This is a genomic window from Rhabdothermincola salaria (assembly GCF_021246445.1).
Classification (GTDB): Bacteria; Actinomycetota; Acidimicrobiia; order Acidimicrobiales; family Acidimicrobilacustridaceae; genus Rhabdothermincola_A; species Rhabdothermincola_A salaria.
The window spans coordinates 339,317-363,755 of record NZ_JAJQXW010000003.1 but is presented as its reverse complement, the minus strand read 5'-3'; the positions used below and the strand labels follow the sequence as shown (position 1 = coordinate 363,755).

General features: G+C 72.0%; 17 protein-coding genes. 14 read left to right on the top strand and 3 right to left on the bottom strand.

Annotated elements, in window-relative coordinates; translation table 11 throughout:
- The first annotated feature begins 2 nt into the window (after positions 1-2).
- The 4 genes from LUW87_RS14970 to LUW87_RS14955 all read left to right on the top strand — a co-directional run bounded on the left by LUW87_RS14970 (position 3) and on the right by LUW87_RS14955 (position 5,203).
- The gene (locus LUW87_RS14970; RefSeq protein WP_232671998.1) at positions 3-749 is read left to right on the top strand and encodes an ABC transporter permease; all 747 of its coding nucleotides are present in this window, start codon (positions 3-5) and stop codon (positions 747-749) included.
- A gap of 50 nt (positions 750-799) precedes the next feature.
- Complete coding sequence (locus LUW87_RS14965) at positions 800-1,747, top strand: glycine betaine ABC transporter substrate-binding protein (protein ID WP_232671997.1); 948 nt, start codon at positions 800-802, stop codon at positions 1,745-1,747.
- A 304-nt stretch (positions 1,748-2,051) separates the two neighbouring features.
- The gene (locus LUW87_RS14960) at positions 2,052-3,533 is read left to right on the top strand and encodes an ABC transporter substrate-binding protein (protein ID WP_232671996.1); all 1,482 of its coding nucleotides are present in this window, start codon (positions 2,052-2,054) and stop codon (positions 3,531-3,533) included.
- Positions 3,534-3,808: 275 nt separating this feature from the next.
- On the top strand, positions 3,809-5,203 hold the full coding sequence (locus LUW87_RS14955; protein WP_232671995.1) for an ABC transporter substrate-binding protein: 1,395 nt from the start codon (positions 3,809-3,811) through the stop codon (positions 5,201-5,203).
- 160 nt (positions 5,204-5,363) lie between these two features.
- On the opposite strand, the gene menC is transcribed toward LUW87_RS14955, so the two are convergent.
- On the bottom strand, positions 5,364-6,536 hold the full coding sequence (menC, locus tag LUW87_RS14950) for an o-succinylbenzoate synthase (RefSeq protein ID WP_232671994.1): 1,173 nt from the start codon (positions 6,534-6,536) through the stop codon (positions 5,364-5,366).
- 88 nt (positions 6,537-6,624) lie between these two features.
- Here menC and msrA point away from each other — a divergent pair, with 88 nt between their 5' ends.
- From msrA to LUW87_RS14920, 6 genes are all read left to right on the top strand, one after another.
- Entirely contained in the window at positions 6,625-7,278 is a 654-nt protein-coding gene (gene msrA / locus LUW87_RS14945) for a peptide-methionine (S)-S-oxide reductase MsrA (RefSeq protein ID WP_232671993.1), read from the top strand.
- Complete coding sequence (locus LUW87_RS14940) at positions 7,275-8,303, top strand: NAD(P)/FAD-dependent oxidoreductase (RefSeq protein WP_232671992.1); 1,029 nt, start codon at positions 7,275-7,277, stop codon at positions 8,301-8,303. Before msrA ends, LUW87_RS14940 begins: the two co-directional genes overlap by 4 nt.
- 290 nt (positions 8,304-8,593) lie before the next feature.
- Positions 8,594-9,328, top strand: a complete 735-nt coding sequence (locus LUW87_RS18905; RefSeq protein WP_283251148.1) for a transglycosylase family protein — start codon at positions 8,594-8,596, stop codon at positions 9,326-9,328.
- A 170-nt stretch (positions 9,329-9,498) separates the two neighbouring features.
- Entirely contained in the window at positions 9,499-10,080 is a 582-nt protein-coding gene (locus tag LUW87_RS14930) for a superoxide dismutase (RefSeq protein WP_232671991.1), read from the top strand.
- Between the two features lie 85 nt (positions 10,081-10,165).
- Positions 10,166-11,485: a mechanosensitive ion channel domain-containing protein gene (locus LUW87_RS14925; protein ID WP_232671990.1), complete on the top strand. Its 1,320-nt coding sequence runs from the start codon at positions 10,166-10,168 to the stop codon at positions 11,483-11,485.
- A gap of 91 nt (positions 11,486-11,576) precedes the next feature.
- A complete protein-coding gene (locus LUW87_RS14920) occupies positions 11,577-13,058 on the top strand; it encodes a fused MFS/spermidine synthase (RefSeq protein WP_232671989.1) in 1,482 nt (493 codons plus the stop codon).
- 10 nt (positions 13,059-13,068) lie between these two features.
- Here the strand turns inward: LUW87_RS14920 and LUW87_RS14915 are convergent, their stop codons facing one another.
- Together LUW87_RS14915 and valS are read right to left on the bottom strand one after the other, a co-directional pair.
- Positions 13,069-14,664: an APC family permease gene (locus tag LUW87_RS14915; RefSeq protein WP_232671988.1), complete on the bottom strand. Its 1,596-nt coding sequence runs from the start codon at positions 14,662-14,664 to the stop codon at positions 13,069-13,071.
- Between the two features lie 266 nt (positions 14,665-14,930).
- Entirely contained in the window at positions 14,931-17,558 is a 2,628-nt protein-coding gene (valS, locus tag LUW87_RS14910) for a valine--tRNA ligase (protein ID WP_232671987.1), read from the bottom strand.
- Positions 17,559-17,641: 83 nt separating this feature from the next.
- Here valS and cysS point away from each other — a divergent pair, with 83 nt between their 5' ends.
- The 4 genes from cysS to LUW87_RS14890 all read left to right on the top strand — a co-directional run bounded on the left by cysS (position 17,642) and on the right by LUW87_RS14890 (position 24,421).
- Positions 17,642-19,012, top strand: a complete 1,371-nt coding sequence (gene cysS, locus LUW87_RS14905) for a cysteine--tRNA ligase (RefSeq protein WP_232671986.1) — start codon at positions 17,642-17,644, stop codon at positions 19,010-19,012.
- Between the two features lie 132 nt (positions 19,013-19,144).
- Positions 19,145-20,362: an acyl-CoA dehydrogenase family protein gene (locus LUW87_RS14900; RefSeq protein ID WP_232671985.1), complete on the top strand. Its 1,218-nt coding sequence runs from the start codon at positions 19,145-19,147 to the stop codon at positions 20,360-20,362.
- A gap of 221 nt (positions 20,363-20,583) precedes the next feature.
- The gene (locus LUW87_RS14895) at positions 20,584-23,307 is read left to right on the top strand and encodes an EAL domain-containing protein (protein WP_232671984.1); all 2,724 of its coding nucleotides are present in this window, start codon (positions 20,584-20,586) and stop codon (positions 23,305-23,307) included.
- A gap of 103 nt (positions 23,308-23,410) precedes the next feature.
- Positions 23,411-24,421 carry a cobalamin B12-binding domain-containing protein gene (locus LUW87_RS14890; protein WP_232671983.1) on the top strand — a complete coding sequence of 337 codons (1,011 nt, stop codon included), beginning with the start codon at positions 23,411-23,413 and terminating at the stop codon, positions 24,419-24,421.
- The last annotated feature ends 18 nt before the right edge of the window (positions 24,422-24,439 follow it).

Genomic DNA, 24,439 nt, shown 5'->3' with positions numbered 1-24,439 from the left:
CCGTGGTGCTGTCGTTGTGGGAGACCATCGAGTGGAGCGGGCCCCGCGGGCTCCCCGAGCGCACCGTCGCCCACCTCCAGCTGTCCCTGCTGGCCATGGCCGTCGCCATGGTCGTGGCCATACCGCTGGCCGTGGTCGTGGGCCACACCGGCCGAGGGGGACCGGTGGCCAACGCCGCGGTCACCGCCGGTCGGGCGGTCCCCACCTACGCGGTGATCGCCTTGTTGTTCCCCATCGCCATCCTGTGGGGCCTGGGGCTCGGCTTCTGGCCCTCGGTGGTCGCGCTGGTGCTGTTGGCCGTGCCGCCGCTGTTCACCAACACCCTGACCGGCATCCGCGGGGTCGACGCCACCCTGGTCGAGGCGGCTCGCGGCATGGGCATGTCCGGGCGCCAGGTCCTCTTCTCGGTCCAGCTCCCCGTCGCTCTCCCGCTGGTGCTGGCCGGCATCCGCACCGCCACGGTGCAGGTCATGTCGACCGCCACGCTCGCCTCGATCTTCGGCTACCAGGCCCTCGGGTCCTACCTCACCGAGGGTCTGGCCCAGCGCGACGACGCCAAGCTGGTCGTCGGCACCCTGGCGGTGGGGGCGCTCTGGCTGCTCGCCGAGATCGTCCTCGGTGCCCTCCAGTGGGCGCTCACACCGTGGACGCGGACGGCTGGTGGTTCCGGCGGCCGCTGGCGCCGACGCCGAACCGTCGACCCCGCCGACCCCGGCGCCGCAGTCGCCGGCGCGCTCCCGGTGCGCTGAAGCCCACCTCCACCCGATCTCATACCGTTCCCCACGAAAGGAAACCCACCATGACCAGCACCCGTTCGCAGCGGCGCCGTCCGCTGCTCGCCCTCTTCGCCCTCCTGGCGGTGATGGGCCTCACGGCGGCCGCCTGCGGCAGTGACGACTCCGGTGGTGACGACGCCGCCGACGTCCCCGACGGTCCCGCCATCGTCATCGGGGCCCAGGACTTCCCCGAGAGCGTCGTGCTCTCCGAGCTCTACGCCCAGGGCCTCGCCGAGTCCGGCTACCAGACCTCGGTCCAGGACCTGGGCGGCTACCGGGACCTGCTCTACGGGGCCTTCGAGAACGGCGACGTGAACTTCGCGCTCGAGTACGCCGGGTCGATGCTGAACTTCCTGGCCGATCCCGATGCCCCGGCGGGCAACGACGTCGGCGAGAACGCCGACCAGGCGGCGAGCCTGCTCGAGGAGCAGGGCATCGTGGTGGCCGAGCCGAGCGAGGCGGTCAACACCAACGCCTTCGTGATGCTGCGGGAGACGGCTGAGGACCTGGGCATCGAGACCCTCTCGGACCTGGCCGAGAACGGGGCGGACCTCCGGCTCGGGGCACCGTCGGACTGCGAGACGAACCCGTTCTGCATCCCCGGTCTGGAGGAGACCTACGGCCTCGACATGTCGGGGAACCTGGTGGCGCTCGACGACGGTCGCATCGATGCCCTCCGAGGTGGCGAGTTCGACGTGGCGGTGGCCTTCTCCACCGATCCCCCCTTGATCGACGACGACCTCGTCGTGCTGGAGGACGATCAGGGCATGCTGCCGGCCGAGAACATCGTCCCGGTGATGGCCCAGGCCCTCGTCGACGCCTACGGCCAGGACCTGGTGGATCGGATCGACGAGATCTCGGCGGCGCTGACCACCGAGAACGTCACCGAGATGAACCGGGCCTACGTGGTCGACCGCGAGGACGCCTCGGCCATCGTCGCCGCCTTCCTGAGCGACAACGGCCTGACCTGAGGCGCCGATCGGCGCCGAGGTGGTTGACGCCCTCGTCAGCAAGGCCTACGGTCTGTGACAGAAGTCACGGCCAACCGTCCGATCCGCGGCGGCGCCAGGCGCGGGCGGCACCACCCATCGACCGAGGGCACCGGGTCCACGACTCCGTGCCCCGGCGCAAGACCCCCAGGGACACGGGCCCCGGCCACCAGGCCGGGGCCCGTGCTCGTGTCGGGAGCCGGGCGTACGGGCAACTCCTTGACCGAGTCATCTGACGGAGTCAGTTTGTTCGCTCAAGTGAACGCCCGTTAGGTTCCGTCGTCCGGTGGGCACCCGGCCCACCCACGACGTCGGCGTCGCCGAGGTCGGAGAACTCCGACGACGGGGGATCACTGTGGTACGTGCATCGCGCCTGCGATGGCTGGGCGGGCTCCTGGCCCTGCTCCTGGTGGCTTCGGCCTGTGGTGGCGCACGAGACGAGGCCGCCACGCCTGCCGACGAGGGTGACTCCACCCCGACGACGGCGTCGCCCGCCGACGGGCCCACCGAGTTCGGTGACCTTCCCTCGCCGTGCGGCGAGGCTCCCGACGGCACTCCCGGTGCCGTCCCCGCCGGCGAGCAGGGCGTCGCCGACGAGAGCATCCTGATCGGCTACGGCGACGACGCCGGCTTCCAGGGCTCGCCGGGCCTGAACCAGCAGATGTCCGACGCCGTCGTCGCCATGATCGACTGGTGCAACGAGCAGGGTGGCATCAACGGGCGCACCATCGAAGGCAACTACTACGACGCCAAGATCCTCGAGGTCGGCAACGCCATGACCGAGGCCTGCGAGCAGGTCTTCATGCTGGTGGGCACCGGTTGGGCGCTCGACGGCGGTGGGGAGCAGACCCGTGTCGGGTGCGATCTGCCGTTGGTCGCGTCCTACATCACCTCGCCCACCGTCTCGATGGGTCCGGCCGCCTTCGCGCCGTTGCCCCAGCCGGTCGACAAGATGAACTCGGCCACCATGGCCGCCCTGGCCGACGCCTACCCGGACAAGGTCGTGAGGGCCTCGTCGGTCTTCGCCGACTTCCCGGCCACCATCGAGTCGAAGGACCGCTTCGTCGCCGCGGCCGAGCAGCAGGGGTGGGAGTTCCTCGAGTGCCCCCAGCAGTACGCCATCTCCGGCGAGAGCGGTTGGGCCGCCCTCGTGCAGCGCCTCAAGTCCTGTGAGGCCGAGGCCGTGTACTTCACCGGTGCGGCCGATCCGAACCTGAAGAACCTCCTCGATGCGGCCGCCCAGGCCGACTACGAGCCCATCTGGGTGGTGCTGGGCAACCTCTACGAGGAGTCCTTCTCGGCCTGGAACCAGAACGGCAACGCCGACAACGTCTACCTGGCCACCTCGGTGATCCCCTTCGAGCAGGCCGACAACAACCCGGCCACCGCCCAGTACGTGGACCTGATCGAGGCCAGTGGGGGCGACATCAGCGTCCTCGGGGCCCAGGCCGCGTCGGCCTTCCTGCTCTGGGCCACGGCCGTGCAGTCCTGTGGTGACGACGTGAGCCGCGCGTGCGTGGTCGGCGCGCTGGAGGAGACCACGGCCTGGACCGGCGGCGGTCTGCACGCCGAGACGAACCCCGGTGGCAACCTCCCGGCCGAATGCGGGATGACGCTGCTGTTGCAGGGCACGGAGTTCGTGCAGTGGAGCCCGGAGGAGGAGACCACCTTCGACTGCTCCCCCGACTACCTCAGCACCGTCGAGATCCCCGCGGCCGCCGAGGCCGAGGTGGGCCCGGACCGCAAGTCCCGCAAGTACACCGGCTGATCCCGGGGCCGCTGCGCCGGCCTCGCCATGGACACGATGGTGCCCCGCCTTCGCGGCGGGGCACCGTCGCGTTCGGGCCGGGAGCATCGCAACTCGTTTTCATGGCCGCCATTGACTCGGATGGGCGGGTCCACCTACGCTCCGCCACCGGTTTAGTGACCTTCGTCATTGACCGATGTCATCATCTCGGAGGTCTCCGGGATGGTCCAACGCTGCTCGGGAGTGAGCACCGGAACTTGGGGGTAACCCACGACATGCGGACTACACGCTGGCGCTTGCTGGCCGTCTTGATGGCACTCGGTCTGGTGGCCGCCGCTTGTGGGGGCGCGGATCGCAGCGACGACGCCTCGAACGGCGACGACAGCCCGACCACCTCCGCCGACGCCGGCGAGGGCGGTCCGGCCGACGGCTTCGGCGACCTGGCCTCGCCGTGCGGTCCGGCCGAGGACGGGGTCGAGCTCACCGACCAGGGTGAGTTCGTGACCGCCGACTCGATCACCATCGGCTACGGCGACGACGCCGGCTACCAGGCTGCGCCCGGCCTCAACTCGCAGATGTCCGACGCCGTCGTCGCCATGATCGACTGGTGCAACGAACAGGGTGGCATCAACGGGCGCACCGTCGTGGGCAACTACTACGACGCCAAGATCCTGGACTCCACCAACGTCATGCTCGAGGCCTGCGACCAGGTGTTCATGCTGGTCGGTCAGGGCTGGTCCCTCGACGGTGCCGCTGAGCAGACCCGCGTCGGCTGCGAGCTGCCCCAGGTGCCCGGCTACACGGTGAGCTCCACCGTCGCCCATGGCCCCTGGACCTTCAACGCCGTGCCCAACCCGGTCGACCTGACCCCGGTGGGCCAGGCCTACCTCCTGGCCGAGGAGTACCCGGAAGAGGTGACGAGCGCCGCCGCCGTGTTCGGCGACTACGCCGCCACCCGCGAGTCCACCGAGAAGGTGCTCGACACGTACCCCGAGGCGGGCTGGGAGTTCCTGGCCGACTGCCAGCAGACCTACCCGATCGCCGGCAACGTCCAGTGGCAGCCGATCGTCCAGTCGCTGAAGGACTGCGGAGCGCAGTTCGTGTACTTCGCCGGCTCGCCCCTGCCCAACTTCCAGAACTTCCTGCAGGCCGGCGACCAGCAGGACTACAACCCCCTGTGGATCACCGACGCCAACTTCTACGACGACAGCTTCGTGGCGGCCAACGCCAACGGCTACGCCGACAACGTGTTCGTGCGGTTGGCCTTCGTGCCGTTCGAGGCTGCCGACCAGAACGCGGCCACCCAGCAGTACCTCGACGTGGTCGAGGAGTCCGGCGGGGAGCCCGCATTGCTGGGCGCGCAATCCACCTCGGCCTTCCTGCTGTGGGCGACCGCCGCGGACGCCTGCGGGGCCGAGCTCACCCGTGACTGCATGATCGACCAGCTCGGTCAGATCACCAGCTGGACCGGTGGCGGCCTGCACGCCGAGACCAACCCGGCGGGCAACCAACCGCCCGAGTGCGTCATCGTGATGCGCATGCAGGGCACCGAGTACGTCCAGGCCATGCCCGAGGAGCTCGGCGAGTTCGCCTGCGACGAGTCCTACGTGGCCGCGGTGAGCCCGGACGTGCCCACGGTCGTCGAAGCCCAGCTGGGCGAGGACCGCATCTCCACCGCCTACACCCAGTGAGCGCCTGACCTTCCGGGTCCGGACCCGAGAACGAACGTGGGCCCCGGCGCGACGCCGGGGCCCACCCGCGTCCGGCGGTCCACGCCGCGCCGGAGGCGCGATCCCTGACGGGGCGGACCCGGCGCTCGGGCCTCACCGACCACCGGAGCAGGGGAGCCGCTCAGGCGAAGGACGCCACGATCTCGTGGTGGCGGGTGAGGCGCGCCAACGCCGCCGGATCGACCGACGCGCCGATCCCCGGTGCGGACGGCACCGAGAAGCGCAGGTGACCACCCCGAGTCCGGGCGAGGGGCTCGAGGAAGGGGGTCACGTCGTCGGTGAAGAAGCGGGCCGTGCCCGAGATGTCGCCCGTCACCGTGGCGGCGGGGTGGGCGGCCAGCGCCAGGTTGGCGGCCCGGCCGAGGCCACCGTCGAGCATGCCGCCCACCCAGGCGGGCACCCCGGCCGCCTCGCACCGGTCCAGGACCCGGGCCGCGGCCAACCAGCTCCCGTAGCGGGGGGCCTTCACGCACACGACCGAGCAGGCCCCGAGCTCGAGCGCGTCGCGGGTGGCCCGCTCCGTGGTGAGCGACTCGTCCAGGCAGATCGGGGTGTCCAGCTGCTGGGCCAGGGCGGCGTGGCCGAGCAGATCGTCGGCGGCCAGGGGTTGCTCCACGTGCCCGACGCCGTAGTCGGCCAGCCAGGTGAGGCCCCGGGCGTCGTCGACGTCGCCGGGTGCCCCGTCGAGGCGGTACGCACCGTTGGCGTCGACGACGAGCTCCAGGGCATCGTTCACCGCGTCGCGGACGGCCCGCACCCGCTCCTCGTCGCGCCCCGGGGCGATCTTCAGCTTCACGCGGCCGTAGCCCGCCCCGACGTGGGCGACGACCTCGTCGACCAGCGCCGCGGTGGTGTCGTGAAGCCCCACGGCGACACCACCGCTGACCTCCGGGCGAGCGAGGGTGCGGTCGGCCACGAGGCGGTCGACCAGGGCCCGGCCGTCGCGGCGCCCCTCGGCGTCGAGCACGGCGAGCTCCAGCGCCGCCTTGGCCATGGGGTGCCCGACCACGTCGGACAGGATGGCGTCGACGTCGCTGCCGGCGACTCCCCCGGAGCGAGCGGCGTCGAGCAGGCGTGGGGCGAGGTGGTCACGCAGGACAAGCACCGCCTGGTCGACGAACTCGTCGGTGTAGGTGGGCCTCGGGAGAGCCCCGCACTCGCCCCAGCCCTCCCCTTCCGGGCCCACCACCCTCACGAGCACGAGCGACCGCTCGCCGACGGTGCCGTGGGCGCTCTCGAAGGGGCTGGGCATCGGCAGGGCCACCACCCGCAGTTCCACCGTGTCGATGCGCACGCACCGCAGCGTAGGCACGACGGTCCTCCGGGCACCGACCCGCGGCCCGGCCCGTTGCTCGACGGGTCGTCCCGGTAGCGTTGTTCCCATGTTCTTCGGGTTGAAGCGTCCAGAGATGCCGACCGCCGAGACGGCTCTGCCAGGACGGGACACGCCGATGGCGGTCCCGGAGCGCCATGCCGTGCTGGGGACACCGCTCGCACCGCCGTTCCCCGATGGCCTCGAGCAGGTGCAGTTCGGGTTGGGGTGCTTCTGGGGGGCCGAACGGCTCTTCTGGGAGCTCGACGGGGTGTACACCACCGCCGTCGGCTACGCCGGTGGCTTCACGCCCAACCCCACCTACGAAGAGGTGTGCTCGGGCGGCACCGGCCACACCGAGGCCGTGCTCGTCGTGTTCGACCCGGCCGTGGTGAGCTTCGACACGCTGCTCAAGGTGTTCTGGGAGGGCCACGACCCCACCCAGGGGTTCCGTCAGGGCAACGACGTGGGCACCCAGTACCGCTCAGCCGTCTACACCACCGGCGACGACCAGATGACGGCCGCCCTCGCCAGCCGTGAGCGCTTCGGCGCCGTGCTCGACGCCGCCCACTTCGACGGCATCACCACCGAGATCGCCGCGGCGGGGCCCTTCTACTATGCCGAGGACTACCACCAGCAGTACCTGCACAAGGTGCCCAACGGGTACTGCGGGCTCGGCGGCACGGGTCTGTCGTGCCCGGTGGGCGTGGCCTCCGCCGAGTGACCCCGGAGGCGTCCTCGGCCCACGCGGCGGGAGAGGCGCCGGCCGACGTCATCGTGGTCGGTGCGGGCATCGCCGGCGCGGTGGCCGCCCGCCGGCTCCACGACGCCGGCGCCCGGGTGCTCGTCCTCGACAAGGCGCGCGGCGTGGGTGGTCGCATGGCGACCCGTCGCCTGGGTGAGGCCACCCTCGACCACGGCGCGCAGTTCTTCACCGCGCCGGGCGAGCTCCTCACGGCCATGGTCGACGACTGGCAGCGCGCCGGCGTCGTCGTGCCCTGGTTCGAGGGCCGGCTCCTCCCGACGGGCGGACGAGCCGCCGACGGACACCCTCGCTGGCGAGGTCGCGACGGCATGACCTCGGTGGCCAAGCACCTCCTCGACCCGGTCGCGGTGCGCACCTCCGCCCGGGTCACGGCGCTGCGCGTGATCGAGGCGAACGGCATCCAGGCGTGGTCGGTCGAGACCGAGGACGGTCTCGCCGCTCGGGCCCGACAGGTGGTGCTCACGCCGCCGGTCCCTCAGACGCTGGCCGTGCTCCAGGCCGGCGGGGTGGTCCTGCATGCCGCTGATGCGGACGTCCTGGGAGAGGCGGCCTACCACCCCTGCCTGGCGCTGTTGGCGGTGCTCGACGGGCCTTCGGGCCTCCCCGCGCCGGGCATCCTGCGTCCGGCGGGCGAGCCCATCGAGGTCGTCACCGACAACCAGCTGAAGGGCATCTCCAGGGTCCCCGCCCTGACGGTCCACGCCGGACCCCACGCCAGCGCGGAGCTGTGGGACGCTCCCGACGACGTGGTGGTGTCCACCCTCCTCGGCGCCCTGCCCCGACTGATCGCCGAGCCCCGGCCCGAGGCGGTGCAGGTCCAGCGGTGGCGCTACGCCCGGCCCGTCGCCGTGGTCCCCGAACCGTTCCGGGTCCTGCGCGATCTGCCGCCGGCGGTGCTCGCCGGCGACATCTTCGACGGTCCTCTGGTGGGGGGCGCGGCCCGCTCCGGGTGGGTCGCCGCGGGAGTCCTCCTGGGGGACTGAGGCGGGGTTCGGCGGGTTGCCGGAGCCGACGCCGTAGTGCTCACCGAGCGCGCGAACCTCCCGGTGAGAGCTCCTCAGGTCGACCGCGGAGCGTGGGGTCAGCTCGTCGGGGCGGACGTCGGCCCGGGGGATGGGTCCGCGGGGGCGTCGGGCGCGGCTGTGGGCACGTGCCGGACGTCATGTCACGAATGTTGCGGTGAATGTTGCATTTCGGTGACAAAGCCAGCAGAGTACGCAGCTGTTTGTTGCATTGCGCCGACCGTCGGCGCTCAAAGGAGTTCCCCCCGCACATGACTTCCACCCTCCGCCGTCCCCGCAGGCTGGCCGCCGTGGGCGCCGTCGCCCTCACCGCCGCCGTCGCCTTGCCGGCCTTCGCCCTCGAGCGGACCGACGACACCGTCGACGCGGCCGCGACCGCTCCCGCCGACACCGTCGTCGCCGACCTCGTGACCGACACCGTCGTGGCCCAGCGCGACGTCGCCGTCGACGTCTACGTCTACGTCGCCGCCGAGGCCGCAGCGGCGGCCGAAGCCGCTGAGCTCGAGGCCAGCCTCACCGCCATCGCCGCCATGACCCCCGAGCAGCAGTTCGACCTGTCCTGGTACGCCATGGACGACCTGCAGCGCTACGTCACCGGCACCTACCTCGCCGAGGCCGAGGCCGCCGAGCAGCGGGCCGCGGCCGAGGCCGCCCGCCGCGCCGAGGAGGCCCGCCAGGCCGAGCAGGCCCGTCAGCAGGCGGCACGCCAGTCGTCGGCCGGCGCTCCGTCCGTGAGCGGCGGCAGCGTCTGGGACACCATCGCCCAGTGCGAGAGCTCGGGCAACTGGTCCATGAACTCGGGCAACGGCTTCTACGGTGGCCTGCAGTTCACCCAGCAGAGCTGGCAGTACGTCGGCGGCACCCAGTACGCCGCCATGCCCCACCAGGCCAGCCGTGCGCAGCAGATCGCCGCGGCCGAGCGCCTCCTCGCCCGCCAGGGCTGGGGTGCCTGGCCGGCGTGCTCGGCGCGCGCCGGGTTGCGCTGACCCAGTCGCCCACGGGGGGTCTCCCCCCTGCCTGACCACCACGAGGGACGAGCGCCAGCGCTCGTCCCTCGTCGCGTCCGGCCCGTCGCTGGCCGGGGTACGTGGTCACACAGGCGGGTAGGGTCCCCCCTGCACCGCCCGTCAACGAACACGAGGAAGGGACCCTCTCCATGGCCTTCGAGCTGCCCCCCCTGCCCTACGCCCAGGACGCACTGGCGCCCCACATCAGCGCCGAGACGCTCGAGTACCACTACGGCAAGCACCACAAGACCTACGTCGACAACCTCAACAAGGCTGTCGACGGCACCGCTGATGCCGACGCCTCGCTCGAGGACATCATCATGAAGGCCGACGGTGGGCTGTTCAACAACGCCGCGCAGACCTGGAACCACACCTTCTTCTGGAACAGCCTCTCGCCCAACGGCGGTGGCCAGCCCACCGGCGCGGTGGCCGACCGCATCGACAGCGACCTCGGGGGCTACGACAAGTTCCGTGAGGACATCACCCAGGCCGGGCTCACCCAGTTCGGTTCCGGCTGGGCGTGGCTGGTCGAGGACGGCGGCAAGCTCGCCATCATGAAGACCGCCAACGCGGACCTGCCCATGAAGCACGGCGCCAAGGCCCTCTGGACCATCGACGTCTGGGAGCACGCCTACTACATCGACTACCGCAACGCGCGGCCGAAGTTCATCGAGACCGTCCTCGACAACCTGATCAACTGGGACTTCGTCAACACCAACCTCGGGTCCTGACCCTCCCTGATCGTTCCTGGGGCCCCCGGCGACGGGGGCCCCAGTCGCGTCCGCCCCTGCCCGTCCACCAGATCGCCCCTTCGAGATGACCCTCACCTCGTCGCCACCTGCCTGGCTGGCCCAGGCGACCACCACCACCGAGGCCGAGAACCCGGCCGCAGGGGCTCTCGAGTCGCTGCGCGATCCGAGCCAGGCCTGCGGCGAGGACCCGTCGTGGGCCTGCCGGTGGATCTACGACTGGACCGGTTCCGATGCCTGGGCCGGGGTGGCCGACTGGATCCTGGCCAAGCCCATCGCCATCGTCATCATCCTGGCCCTGGCCTGGATCGCCGGACGGCTGTTGCGAACCGTCGTCGGTCGCATCGTGACCAAGATGGGCGCACCCGCCCACTCCCAACGGCTGGCCCGCCTGCGCGCCCGGGCCCCGGCCGGGCTGGTGAGCGACGACGAGCAGAACCTGCGAGCCCAGGCGCGGGCCAACACCCTGGCGGCGGTGGCCCGTTCGCTCACCACCGGGTTCGTGTGGTTCGTCGCGCTCGTGGCCATCCTCGACGTGATCGAGATCAACCTGGGCCCGTTGCTGGCCGGGGCGGGCATCGTGGGTGTGGCGCTCGGCTTCGGCGCCCAGCAGATGGTGCAGGACTACCTCAGCGGGTTCTTCCTGGTGATCGAGGACCAGTACGGGGTGGGGGACTGGGTGGACCTCGGACCCGAGGCCCAAGGGGTCGTCGAACGGGTCACCCTGCGGGCCACCCGCGTGCGGGGGGTCGACGGCACGGTGTGGCACGTGCCCAACGGTGAGGTGCGCCGGGTCGGCAACTACACCCAGGACTTCGCCTACGCCGTGCTCGACGTCCAGGTGTCCCTCGACGTCGACGTGACGGCCGTCGAGCGCATGATCACCGAGATCGCCGAGCGCCTGGCGGCCGACGAGTCGTGGCGGCCCGACATCACCGGCACCCCGGACCTGTGGGGGGTCAACGTGTTGACCCGTGAGGGCGCCACCGTGCGGCTCCTGCTCAAGACGGCGCCCGGTGCCCAGTGGCGCGTCCAGCGCGAGCTCAAGCGTCGGGTCAAGAACGCGTTCCATCGCGAGGGCCTCACCAGCTCCCTGGCCGGACAGCCGGCGCCCGTCACCGTCGGAAGCCCGGTCGCCGACCGCCCCCCGGGTGCGGACGCCGGCGCCTCGCACCCCATCGAGGACGACGAGCGCCCCCGCCCCGACCCGTCCACCTCCGGGGAGACGGCGGTGGCCCGTGACTCGATGGAGGTCGCCGCCGACCTCGAGCGGCAGGACGAGCAGGTCCGTCGCGGGCACGGCCGGCACGGCCCCGACCGAGAGCCAGAGGGCACCGGAACCGACACCCGGCGGCCGGATCCACCGGGCGACGCCGAGGGCGACTGAGCCCGGCCCGTCGCGGCGGTAGGCGGCCGGAACCCGACCGGCCGGCCGTCCTGATGGCGCGGTCCGGGGCCGGTGGTTGCATCCTGGTGGGATGCCTCCTTTCGTGGCCGGGTTCCTGGTCTTCACCACGTCGGCCGCCATCTTGATCCTCGAGATCCTGGCCGGCCGCCTCCTCGCTCCCTACGTGGGCGACACGCTCGAGACCTACAGCGGGGTCATCGGCACGGTGCTGGCCGGCATCGCCCTGGGGACCTGGGCCGGCGGGCGCCTGGCCGACCGGATCGATCCCCGCCGCCTCATCGGCCCGCTGCTCGTGGCCGGCGGGGTGCTCGCCATCGTCGCGGTCCCGGTGGTGCGCACGGTGGGCCAGGTCGGGGGCGGTCAGGTGGAGATGGTGCTGCTGCTCTCCGGACTCGGGTTCTTCCCCACCGCCGCCGTGCTGAGCGCAGTGTCGCCCGTGGTGGTCAAGCTCGAGCTGCACGACCTCGCCGTGACCGGCCAGATCGTGGGGCGGATCTCGGCGCTGGGCACCGCCGGCGCCATCATCGGCACCTTCCTCGCCGGCTTCGTGCTCATCGGCGCCGCCCCCACCTCGGTGACCATCGTGGTCATCGGGAGCTTGCTCATCGTCGGCGGGCTGGTGGCCTGGGTCCTGCTCGACCGCCTGCGCTGGGGGTCGGCGGGCGCGGTGGCCGTGGCCGTGCTGGCCGGGTTCGGGCTCGGCGCCGTCGTCGATGACCCCTGCGAGGTGGAGACCACCTACCACTGCGCCCGGGTGGCGCCCGACCCCGACCGCCCGACCGGGCAGGTGCTCTGGCTCGACACGCTGCGCCACAGCTACGTGGACGAAGCCGATCCCGCCCACCTGGAGTTCGCCTACACGCAGCTCTTCGCGGCGGCCACCGACGCCTTCTTCCCCACCGACTCCGCCCTCGACGCCCTGCACGTGGGCGGCGGCGCCTTCACCATGCCCCGCTGGTTGCAGGCCACTCGCCCCGACACGAGCTCGGTGGTGCTCGAGATCGACGACGGCCTGGTGGACCTCGTCGACGAGCAGCTCCCGCCGCCCACCGACGTCGACCTCGAGGTCCGCCTCGGCGACGGGCGTCGCCTGGTGCTCGAGGTGCCCGACGCCAGCCAGGACATCGTGTACGGCGACGCGTTCGGCGGCCTGGCGGCACCCTGGCACCTCACCACCGAGGAGTTCGTGACGGAGGTCCACCGGGTGCTGCGTCCCGGGGGGATCTACGTGGCCAACCTCATCGACCGCCCACCGTTGCGCTTCACCCGGTCCGAGGCCGCCACCTTCGCCGAGGTGTTCGCCCACGTGGCCGTGATCGCCCCGGCGGCCACCATCGAGGGCCGCAGCGGCTCCAACGTGGTGGTGCTGGCCAGCGACGACGAGATCCCGGTGGCGGCCCTCGAGGCCGCGGTGGCGGCGCGGGGCCTCGACGATGTCGTGCTCACCGGGGCCGACCTCGAGGCCTTCGTCGACGACGCCCCGGTGCTCACCGACGACTACGCGCCCATCGACCAGTGGCTGGCCTCGTCGGCCACCGGCACCGCCGGTTGAGCCCTCGGGATCACCGCGCCGTGGCCGTCGATGGGGGATCGTCGGGCGGCTGCTCGTCATCGTCCTCGGCGATGTAGCGCCGGGCCTCGTCGTCGGGCAGCCGGGCCCGCACCGCGAGGGGCAGCACGGCCAGGGAGAAGGCGGCCACCAGCACCACGTCCCATCCGAAGGGCACGAGCGCCCGGCCGCCGTCGAAGTTGCCGGCGTAGGAGATGGCCAGCAGGCCGCCGTAGTACGGCGCGAGCCACCAGGCCTGGGCCAGGTCGAGCTGCGACCGTTCGTCGGGGCGGCGCACCACCTGCCAGGCGTAGAGCACGGCGCCCACGGCGAGGGGCACCATGAGCTTCCAGAGCGTGTCCCAGCCGGTCCAGTACACGATGAGGCCCACCACCACGAAGGCCACCGACGCCACCAGGTTCACCGCCGGGAGGCGGAACGGACGTGGCCGGTCGGGGATCTGCCGGCGCAGGGCCAGCAAGGTGACCGGTCCGGCCGCGAAGGACAGCACGATGGCGCCGGCGTTGAAGGTCAGGATCTCCCGCCAGCCGTCCCGGAAGGCCACCAGGATCACGAAGCCGACCATGGTGTTGAGCACCAGGGCCCGCAGCGGCACGCCGTGGCGCGACATCGATCGGATGGCGCGCGGGAAGAGCCCGTTGCGACTGACGGCGACGCTGAGCCGGGCGGTGGAGGCGGAGGCCACCAGGCCGGCGCCGAGCGGCCCGGCGACGGCGTCGGCCAGCACCAGGTTCGCCACCACCGCCATCCCCAGACCCGCCAGCACGCCGGCCACCGGACCGTTGGCCCCTTCGATGTCGAGGTCGCCCCACCCGCCGGTGAGGTCCGAGGCGGACAACGCGCCGACGAAGCCGAGCTGGACGAGGACGAAGATGACGATGCAGATGGCCAACGACGCGGTGAGGGCGATGGGCACCGTCCGTTGCGGCCTCCGAGCCTCGCCGGCCATGTCGAGGGCGTGGCGGAAGCCGAGGAAGGCGAAGATCACCCCGCCCGAGGAGATGGCGGCCATGACGCCCCGGACGCCTTCGGGGGCGAAGCCCTGGCTCGTGAGGTTGTCGGCGTCGAAGCGCGTGAGCAGGGCGACGGCCGCCACCAGCGGCACGGCGATCTTGAACCAGGTCAGCGGGGTGTTGACCCGGGCGAAGAGGCGCACCCCGTAGGCGTTGACGACCGTGAAGGCGGCGAGGAGGCCCGCCGCCACCGCCAACCCCCCTGTGCTGAGCGGGTTCTGCCCGTCGGAGCCGTCGCCGGTGAACAGCCAGCCGAACGCGTCCTCGTTGCTCACGTACTCGAGGAGGGCCTGGGTCTCGATGGGTGCGGCGGTGACGTAGCCCACCCACGCGGTCCAGCCGATCATGGTGCCCACGGTGCGGCCGTGGCTGAACTGGGGGAGTCGGCCGAGGCCACCCATGACCGGCAACATGGCGGCGATCTCGGCGAAGGTGAGCGCCGCGATCATCACCATGAGGCCGCCGAACACCCAGGCCAGGATCGACGACGGCCCGGCGAACTGGGCGGCGAACAGCGGACCGAAGAGCCATCCCGAGCCGATCACGCCGCCGACGGCCACGAACGTGAGCCCCACCGGACCGACGGCCCGCCTCGGGGCGGGGTCGGTGCCGGCGGCGCCCGTGCCGGCCTCCGTTCCGGCCTCCGTTCCGGATGCCGGCGGGCCCTGGTCGCTCACGGACGAGGAGGTCGGGAGGGGCGGCTCACCTCACGACCGTGCCACACCCCATCTGCTTCTTGCATGAGATCGTCGCTGCCGGCAGCGACGATCTCATGCAAGAAGGGCGCGTTCGGGCGGGGCGCCCGGGCGCGCCGGGCCGGGGTGACGGAACGGGGCGCGGCTCAGGTGTCGTCGGGCTCCGACGCCAGGGTGACCTCGATCGAGGGCTCGGCGGTGACCTCGACCACGACCTCGGCGGCGTTGGCGGCCTCGCGCACGTCGTCGACCGCGGCGCGCAGGGCCCGCGCCCGGGGCTCGTGGTCGGTGACGACGACTCGGTCGACCGGCCACTTGAGGTTGCGCTTGGCCTCGGTCTTGGCCTTGCGCACGTCGCCCAGCACGGCGGCGGCCAGCTCGAACACCAGGGGATCGCCGTCGTCGGCGATGTCGCGCAGCGTGGAGGCATCGGGCCACGGCGCGGTGTGGACCGAGCCGTCCTGCCACCACGACCACACCTCTTCGGTGACGAAGGGGAGGAAGGGGGCGAAGAGGCGCAGCAGCGTGGACAGCGAGAGCTGCAGCGTGGCCTGCGCCGACCAGGCGGCCTCGTCGCCGCGGGCGCCGTAGGCCCGTCCCTTCACCAGCTCGAGGTAGTGGTCGCAGAAGGACCAGAAGAACGACTCGGTGCGCTCGAGGGCTCGGGCGTAGTCGTAGGCGTCGAAGGCGGCGGTGGCGTCGTCGACCAGCTCGGCGAGACGGGCCAGCTCGGCCCGGTCGAGCGGTTCGGTGACCACGGTGGTGTCGGTGGCCCGGGCGGCACCGTCGCCGCCACCGAGGCCGAGGGCGAAACGGCTGGCGTTGAGCAACTTGATGGCCAGGCGGCGCCCGACCTTCATCTGGCCCTCGTCGAAGGCGGTGTCGGTGCCGGGCCGGCCGCTGGCTGCCCAGTAGCGCACGGCGTCGGAGCCGTACTGCTCGAGCAGGCCCATGGGGGTGACCACGTTGCCCTTGGACTTGGACATCTTCTTGCGGTCGGGGTCGAGGACCCATCCGGAGATGCCCGCGTTGCGCCACGGCAGCGAGTCGTGCTCGAGGTGGGCGCGCACGGTCGTGGAGAACAGCCAGGTGCGGATGATCTCGTGGGCCTGGGGGCGCAGGTCCATGGGGAAGGTGCGGGCGAACAGGTCGTCGTCCTCGCCCCAGCCGGTGGCGATCTGGGGGGTGAGCGACGACGTGGCCCAGGTGTCCATGACGTCGGGGTCGCCCACGAAGCCGCCCGGCTGGCCCCGCTGGGCCTCGTCGTAGCCGGGAGGGACGTCGGTCGACGGGTCGACGGGCAGGGCGTCCTCGGGCGGGAGGACGGGGCGGCTGTGGTCGACGGTGCCGTCGTCGAGGACCGGGTACCACAGCGGGAACGGCACCCCGAAGAACCGTTGGCGGCTCACCAGCCAGTCGCCGTTGAGGCCGTTGACCCAGTTCTCGTAGCGCACCCGCATGTGGGGCGGGTGCCAGTGCAGCTCGTGGCCCCGCTGCAGCAGCGCGTCGCGCAGGTCGAGGTCGCGGCCGCCGTTGCGCAGGTACCACTGGCGGCTGGTGACGATCTCGAGGGGGCGGTCGCCCTTCTCGAAGAACTTCACCGGGTGGGTGATGGGCTTGGGCTCCCCGACCAGCTCACCGCTCTCGGTGAGCAGCTCCACGATGCGGGCCTGGGCCTGCTTGACGTTCTTGCCGGCCAGCTCGCCGTAGGCCGCCTCGGCCGGTGCCCCGGCGGCCGCGATCCACTCGGGGGCCTCGGCCAGCAGCCGACCGTTCTCGCCCACCACGGATCGGGTGGCCAGCTGCAGCTCGCGCCACCAGATCACGTCGGTGAGGTCGCCGAAGGTGCAGATCATGGCGATGCCGGACCCCTTCTCGGGATCGGCCAGCTCGTGGGCCACGACCTCGACCTCCACCCCGAACAGGGGGGTGCGCACCGTCGTGCCGAACAAGGGCTGGTAGCGCTCGTCGTCGGGGTGGGCGACGAGGGCCACGCAGGCGGGCAGCAGCTCGGGTCGGGTGGTCTCGATGAACACGTCGCCGTCGGGGCCGTGGAAGGGCAGGCGGTGGTAGGCACCGGCCTGCTCGCGGTCCTCGAGCTCGGCCTGGGCGACGGCGCACATGAAGTCGACGTCCCACAGCACCGGGGCCTCGGCCTGGTAGGCCTCGCCTCGCTGGAGGTTGCGCAGGAAGGCACGCTGGGCGACGCGCTGGCAGCGCTCGTCGATGGTGGCGTAGGTCATCGACCAGTCGACGGAGAGCCCGAGGTGGCGCCAGAGGTCCTCGAAGACCTTCTCGTCCTCGGCGGTGAGGTGGTTGCACAGGTCGATGAAGTTGCGCCGGCTGATGTGGACCTTGGGGGCCTTGCGCTCGGCCTTGGTGCGTGTCTCGACCGGGGTGGGGATCTCGAAGTGGGGGTCGTAGGGCAACGACGGGTCGCAGAGGACGTCGTAGTAGTTCTGCACCCGACGTTCGGTGGGCAGGCCGTTGTCGTCCCAGCCCATGGGGTAGAAGACGGCCTTGCCCCGCATGCGCTGGTAGCGGGCGATGGTGTCGGTGTGGGTGTAGCTGAACACGTGGCCCACGTGCAGCGACCCGCTCACCGTGGGCGGCGGCGTGTCGATGGAGTACACGTCGGGGCGCTCTGCGGTGCGATCGAAGCGGTAGGTGCCCTGCTGCTCCCAGACCTCGCCCCAGCGGTCCTCGAGGTCGTCGAGGGTGGGCTTCTCGGGAACGGTCCAGGTGTCGCGGGGGGTGGGGGCTGCCGGGCTCATAGGTGGCGCCGAGGCTACCGCCGACCCTCGCCGGTCCCCGAAGCCGTTCGGGCGGGGCGCGAGGGCGCCGGTAGCGTGTCGACGTGCTGCACCTCTTCGACACCGCCCAGGGACGGGTCGTCCCGTTCGAGCCCCGTGAGCCCGGCAAGGTGTCGATGTACGTGTGCGGACCGACCGTGTACGGGCCGCCGCACCTCGGTCACGGTCGCTTCTCGCTGGTGTTCGACGTGCTGCGCCGCTACCTCACCTGGTCGGGCCTCGACGTCACGTACGTGTCGAACATCACCGACATCGACGACAAGATCATGGCGCGCGCCGTCGAGAGCGGCCGCAGCACCGACGAGGTGGCGGCCGAGAACGAGGCCATCTGGTGGCAGGCCATGGAGGCCATCGGTGTCGCCCGCCCGGACCACGACCCCCACGCCACCGCCTACGTCGAGCGCATGGTCGAGCTCATCGTCGACCTGGTCGGGCGGGGCGACGCCTACGTCTCCGACGACGGCGTCTACTTCAGCCCGGCCGTCGTCGACGACTACGGGCTGCTGGCGCGCCAGTCGCTCGAGTCGTTGCAGGCCGGCGCCCGGGTCGAGGTGGCCGAGCACAAGCGCTCGCCGGTCGACTTCGCCCTCTGGAAGTTCTCCGGGCCCGGCGAGCCGTCGTGGCCGTCGCCGTGGGGCGAGGGCCGGCCCGGCTGGCACACCGAGTGCGTGGTGATGTCGCTCGACCTGTTGGGCGACGGCTTCGACATCCACGGTGGCGGCCAGGACCTGGCGTTCCCCCACCACGAGAACGAGCGCGCCCAGGCGGTCGCCACGGGGCGGACGTTCGCCCGGCACTGGGTGCACAACGGCTTCGTCGAGGTGGGCGGCGAGAAGATGTCCAAGAGCCTGGGCAACTTCACCACCCTGCTCGACCTCGTCGAGCGCACCGACCCCCGCGCCTACCGGTTGTTGGTGCTGCGGGCCCACTACCGCAGCCCGCTCGAGGTCACCCCGTCCACCACCGCCGATGCCTCGGCTGCGCTCGAACGCCTCGACGCGGTGGCCCGCCGGGCCAAGGGGGTCGGGCTGGCGCTCGACAGCTCCGAGGTGGAGCCCGACGCCGACGCCCTCGCCGAGTTCCGCCGGTCCATGGACGACGACCTCGACACCCCGGCGGCGGTGGCACTGCTGTTCGGCCTGGTCACCCGGGTCAACACCGCGCTCGATGCCGGCGACCGATGGACCGCCGCCCCTTTGGTGCGAGCCATCGGAGCGATCACCGAGGCGGTCGGCCTGGTGCTGGCGGCCGAGGCTCACGACGTGCCCGACGAGATCCGCGACCTGGCCCGCCGCCGCGACGAGGCCCGGGCGGCGAAGGACTTCGCCACCGCCGACGCCCTGCGGGCCGAGCTGTCGGGCGCCGGGTGGCTGGTGGAGGACACCGCCGAGGGCACCCAGGTCCGTCGGGCCTGAGCCCCGCCGACGGTGCTTCCACCCCGGCCCGAGAGCCTGATGGTGGTCACCGCGGTTACCGGCGGGTAACTTGGAGGGAGGCGGGTTCGACCCCCTCGGACCCCACGACGACTCACACCAGCGAGGTGCCCCATGGCCGATTTCAGCCTCGAGCTCAACGAGGACCAGCTCACCATCAAGGAGTGGGTCCACGACTTCGCCGCCTCGGTGGTGCGCCCCGCCGCCGAGGAGTGGGACGAGAAGGAAGAGTTCCCCTGGCCGATCGTGCAGGAAGCCGCCAACGTCGGCCTCTACGGCTGGGAGTTCATGGCCAACGCCATGGCCGACCCCCAGGGGCTCACCCTGCCGGTCGCCATCGAGGAGCTGTTCTGGGGTGACGCGGGCATCGGCCTGTCGATCTTCGGCTCGGGTCTCGCCGCCGCCGGCATCACCGGCAACGGCACCCAGGACCAGGTCATGGAATGGGTGCCCCAGTGCTACGGCACCGCCGACGACGTGAAGCTCGGTGCCTTCTGCGTGAGCGAGCCCGACGCGGGGTCCGACGTCTCGTCGCTGCGCACCCGAGCCGTCTACGACGAGGCCACCGACGAGTGGGTGCTCAACGGCACCAAGGCCTGGATCACCAACGGCGGCATCGCCGACGTGCACGTCGTGGTCGCCGCCGTCGACCCCGAGCTCAAGGGGCGGGGCCAGGCCAGCTTCGTCGTGCCGCCCGGCACCAAGGGCCTCTCCATGGGCCAGAAGTACAAGAAGCACGGCATCAAGGCGTCGCACACCTCCGAGGTGGTCCTCGACGACGTGCGGGTGCCCGGGCGGTGCCTCCTCGGCGGCAAGGAGAAGCTCGACGATCGCCTGGCTCGCGGCCGCGACAAGGGCCGGACCGGCGCCAAGCAGCCGGCGATGGCCACCTTCGAGGCCACTCGGCCGGCGGTGGGGGCCCAGGCCCTCGGCGTGGCCCGGGCCGCCTACGAGTACGCCCTCGACTACGCCAAGGAGCGCGAGGCGTTCGGCCGGCCGATCATCATGAACCAAGCCATCGCCTTCAAGCTGGCCGACATGAAGATGGAGATCGACGCGGCCCGCTTGCTCGTGCATCGCGCCGCGTGGATGGCGGCGACCGGCAAGGAGTTCGTGGCCGGCGAGGGCTCGATGTCCAAGCTGAAGGCGGGCGAGGTGGCGGTCTGGGCGACCGAGCAGGCCATCCAGATCCTCGGTGGGTACGGCTACACCCGCGAGTACCCGGTCGAGCGCTGGCACCGCGACGCCAAGATCTTCACCATCTTCGAGGGCACCAGCGAGATCCAGCGCCTCGTGATCAGCCGGGCCATCTCCGGCCTGCGCATCGAGTAGCGACCAGGGCCCACCGGAATCGTCGATCTCCCGCGAGCGCCGAGGACAATCGGAGCGACGCCGTTACCGTCGGGCTTCGACAGCTACGCGGGCGCCGATCGCGCCGGGCGGCTGGGAAGCGGTGACATGGATCGAGGACGTGAGCTGGGCAGCCGACACGGCCGCGACGGCTGTGTCGAGAGCGTCGCCTCGTCCTCGCCAGACCCTGGCGCGAGCCCGAGGTGAGCGTCCTGCTCGTCGACGACGAGGCGGGCATCCGGGCGCGCGTGCGGGCCCAGCTGCAGGACCAGGGGATCCACGTCACCGTCGCGGACACCGTCGCCGGCGCCGAGGCGGCGATCGCCCTCCGCTCGTTCGGTGTGGTGATCGTCGCGCTGGCATTGCCCGACGGGTCCGGTCTGGACGTCATCGACGGCCTCCGGGCGTCGGGCTCGACCGCCCACATCATCGTGCTGAGTGGAGCGACGGTCGAAGCCGACCGGGTGCGGGCGCTCGAGCGGGGGGCCGACGACCTCGTCGTGAAGCCCTTCTACCTCCGTGAGCTCACGGCCCGCGTCCTGGCGGTCCGACGACGTCGGGACCCGGCCGCTGACGCCGTGCTCCGGATCGGTCGATTCGACATCGATCTGGTGGCTCGGGAGGTGACCTCGGCGGGCGAGAGGGTCAAGTTGACGGCGAAGGAGTTCGACCTGCTGGCGTACCTGGCGGTGCGTCCGGGGCACGTCTTCGATCGCGAGCAGCTCCTGAACGCCGTGTGGCGATCGGCCTCGGAGTGGCAGCAGGCGGCCACGGTCACCGAGCACATACGGCGCCTCCGCCAGAAGCTCGAGGTCGATCCGGCGCGTCCGACGCTCCTCGCGACGGTGCGGGGAGCCGGCTACCGGTTGGATCTCCCGAACGCCGCCGTCGAAGGCGAGGCCGGGGTGGAAGAGGCTGCGCCACTGCTCGAGCCGGGCGAGATCGTCCACGTCGACGGCCTCATCGTGTTCTGCGACCAGGCCGCCGCCGACCTGGTCGGGGCCGCCGCTCCAGGAGCGGTCGTCGGCAGGCGGCTCGTCGACCTCGTGACCACCGCCTCCTCGGCCGCGGCGCGAGAGCGGCTCCTCGTGACGGCCACGGGGACGCCTCGACGCTCCCAGCTCATGGACTTCCGGCACGGCGATGCGGGCGAGGTCACCGCGGCGGTGGATTCGGCCCCCGTCTCCTGGCACGCCCGTCCGGCGCGGCGCGTGCGGCTCACCCCGGTGAGCGATGCCTCGGCCCGGCTGCGCCGGCTGGTCATCGGCGTGCTCGGCGACCTCACCGATGCGGTCATCATCACCGACCTGCACTTCCACATCCGCAGCTGGAACGCCGCCGCGGAGCGCCTCTACGGCTGGAGCGAGGTCGACGTGCGGGGGCGACACGTCCTCGACGTCCTCCGGTGGGTCGACGAACACGACCAGATCCCGGACATGTGGGAGCACCTGGAGCACACCGGGCGGTGGCACGGCGAGAGCATGCAGCTGGCGCGGGACGGCTCGACCGTCGAGATCCTGAGCTCGACCACGCTCGTCCGCGACGGCGTCGGTGAGCCCGTGGGCATCGTGTCGGTGAACCGCTCTGCCGTCGCCGCTCGGCGAGACCGCTCGCTCGAACAGGATGCGAGCTTCACCGCCCGGCTGGGCCAGGCCCTGGCCGACGACGAGTTCGACGTCCACTACCAACCCGTCGTCGACCTCGTCGATGGTCGGCTCATCGCCTTCGAAGCGCTGGTGCGCTGGGAGCACCCGGAGCGTGGCACGCTCCCGCCCGCCGAGTTCCTGGACACCGCCGAGCGGAGCGGCCTGATCGTGGGGCTCGGAGAACGGGTGCTCGAGAAGGCCTGCCGGCAGGCCGCCGAGTGGCGCCGAGCGGGGGCCGACATCTACTTGTCCGTCAACGTGTCGACCCGGCAGCTGGCCGATCCCGGGGTCGTCGAGCGCTTCACCGAGATCATGGGCGACGCCGGGTTCGACCCGGCCTGCCTGTGGTTGGAGGTGACCGAGACGGCGGTGGTCGAGGAGCTGGAGAAGGCGTGCCTGGTGCTGCGCCGCCTGGTCGACCTCGGCGTCGGCGTGTCGATCGACGACTTCGGGACGGGCTGGGCGAGCCTCACCTACCTGCGCAGCTTCCCGGTGCACACGCTCAAGATCGATCGCAGCTTCGTGGCGAGAGCCGGTGACACGGCGAACGACGCCGCCATCGTCCGCTCCATCATCTCGCTCGGCGCAGAGCTGGGCCTGTTCGTGGTGGCCGAGGGCATCGAGACCAAGGCGCAACACGAGGAGTTGCGACGCCTCGGATGCTCCTTCGGTCAGGGCTACCTGTTCGGACGCCCTGCGCCGGCCCGCGATGTGCTGATCGAAGGGGCCGGCCGGATCCCGACGGCACCCGCATCAGGCGTGGCGGGTGCCTCCGGTGCCACCGACGATGGCCATCGCCCGTCGGCGAGGCGGGCCGGTGCCCCATCGCCTCACCGCAGACCCGGTCCGCCACCGCTCGCCCGCGGCCCGGAACGGCCGACGGCGGCCGTGGAAGTCGCCGAGTCCGACGTCGTCGCCGACCTGCTGCGCGGTCTGCTGCGGGTTCGCTCCGCGCCGGCCGCAGCCGAGCTGCTCCAGACCACGATCCGGGGGATGGGCGGTCTCCCGGTGCTGGCGACCGACGCAGGGGAGCACGCGCTCCCCGTCGACGTGTCCCTCGGCGAAGGGCCGTCGGTGCTCGTCGAGGTCGATCGGTTCACGGTCGCCCGCATGCAGCTCGAGCGGCTGTTGCCGCGCCTCGTCGAGGATGCACGCCAGGCCGTGGACCTCCTCCGTCGAGCGGAACGGCTCGGAGAGGGCGCCGCCCGGGAAGAGCTCATCGACCTCGCCCGACCGTCGCGCCTTCGACGCGGTGTCGACGAGAGCGCGACCCGCTCGTGACGTCCCCGCTCCGGGCCCGTGGGTCCCGCACCGCGGCGGCCGTGGTGGTGGGTCCGGATGGTCCCGGCCCGACAGCGTCGGGACGCTCGTGCACCGAAGCGCCGTGACACCACTCGGGCCGGAGGCGGCCGAACTGCTGGGCGTGGCCCGCCGAGGGCAGCCGCGACCGGCGATCGAGCTCGTCCTCGCGCTCCGTTCCCGTGGCCTCGAGACCGACGCGATCATCACGGACGTCCTGGCCCCGGTGCAGGTCGAGGTGGGGGATCGGTGGGCGGCGAACCTGTGGAGCACCGCCGATGAGCACGCGTCCACCGCGGTGGTCGACGGTGTGCTCGGAGCTCTGGCCTTGCAGGAACGGGCCCCGGATGCGTGGCGGGGGACGGCCCTGGTGGCCTGCGCCGAAGGCGAGCACCACACGACGCCGGCCCGCATGGGTGCCCAGCTGCTCCGCAGTGAGGGGTGGGACGTGACCTTCCTCGGCGGCAGCCTCCCGGCCGACGACCTCCAGCGGTACGCCGCGGTCACCGAGCCCGATGTCGTGGTGATCAGCTGCACCGTCCCGCTGTTCCTGGGCGGTGCCCGCCGGTGCTTCGCCGCCGTCGCCGAGCTCGGACTTCCCGCCCTGGCGGCCGGGGCTGCATTCGGGTCCGACGACGTCCGAGCACGACGGCTCGGCGCCAGCGGGTGGATCGGTCCGACCGCCGACCTCGGTGCCGCCCTGGCTGCGCCGCCCGCTCGCGAGCGATCCCCGGCCCCCTCACCTCCCGAGGCGTTCGCCCTGGAGCTGGCCACCGAGGAGCTGCAGCGATCGTGCCTGTCCGCCATGGCTGAGCGTCTGCCGGCGATGGCCACCTACTCCCCGGCCCAGCTCGCCAGCACGCGCACCGACGTCGGCTACATCCTCAGCTACCTGGTGACGTCGATCGACCTGGGCGACGACGGCATCTTCACCGCCTTCGTCGAGTGGCTGGCCCATGTCCTGGCGACGCGTGGCGTGCCCCCCGTCGTGCTGGACCGGTCGCTGGACATCATCGGTGACGTGGTGGCGGAGGCCGGGATGACGGAGGCGGCGAGGCTCTGCGCCACGCAGCGGGCCGCCGGCACGCCGCGCTGATCGCCCTCGACGCGGCAG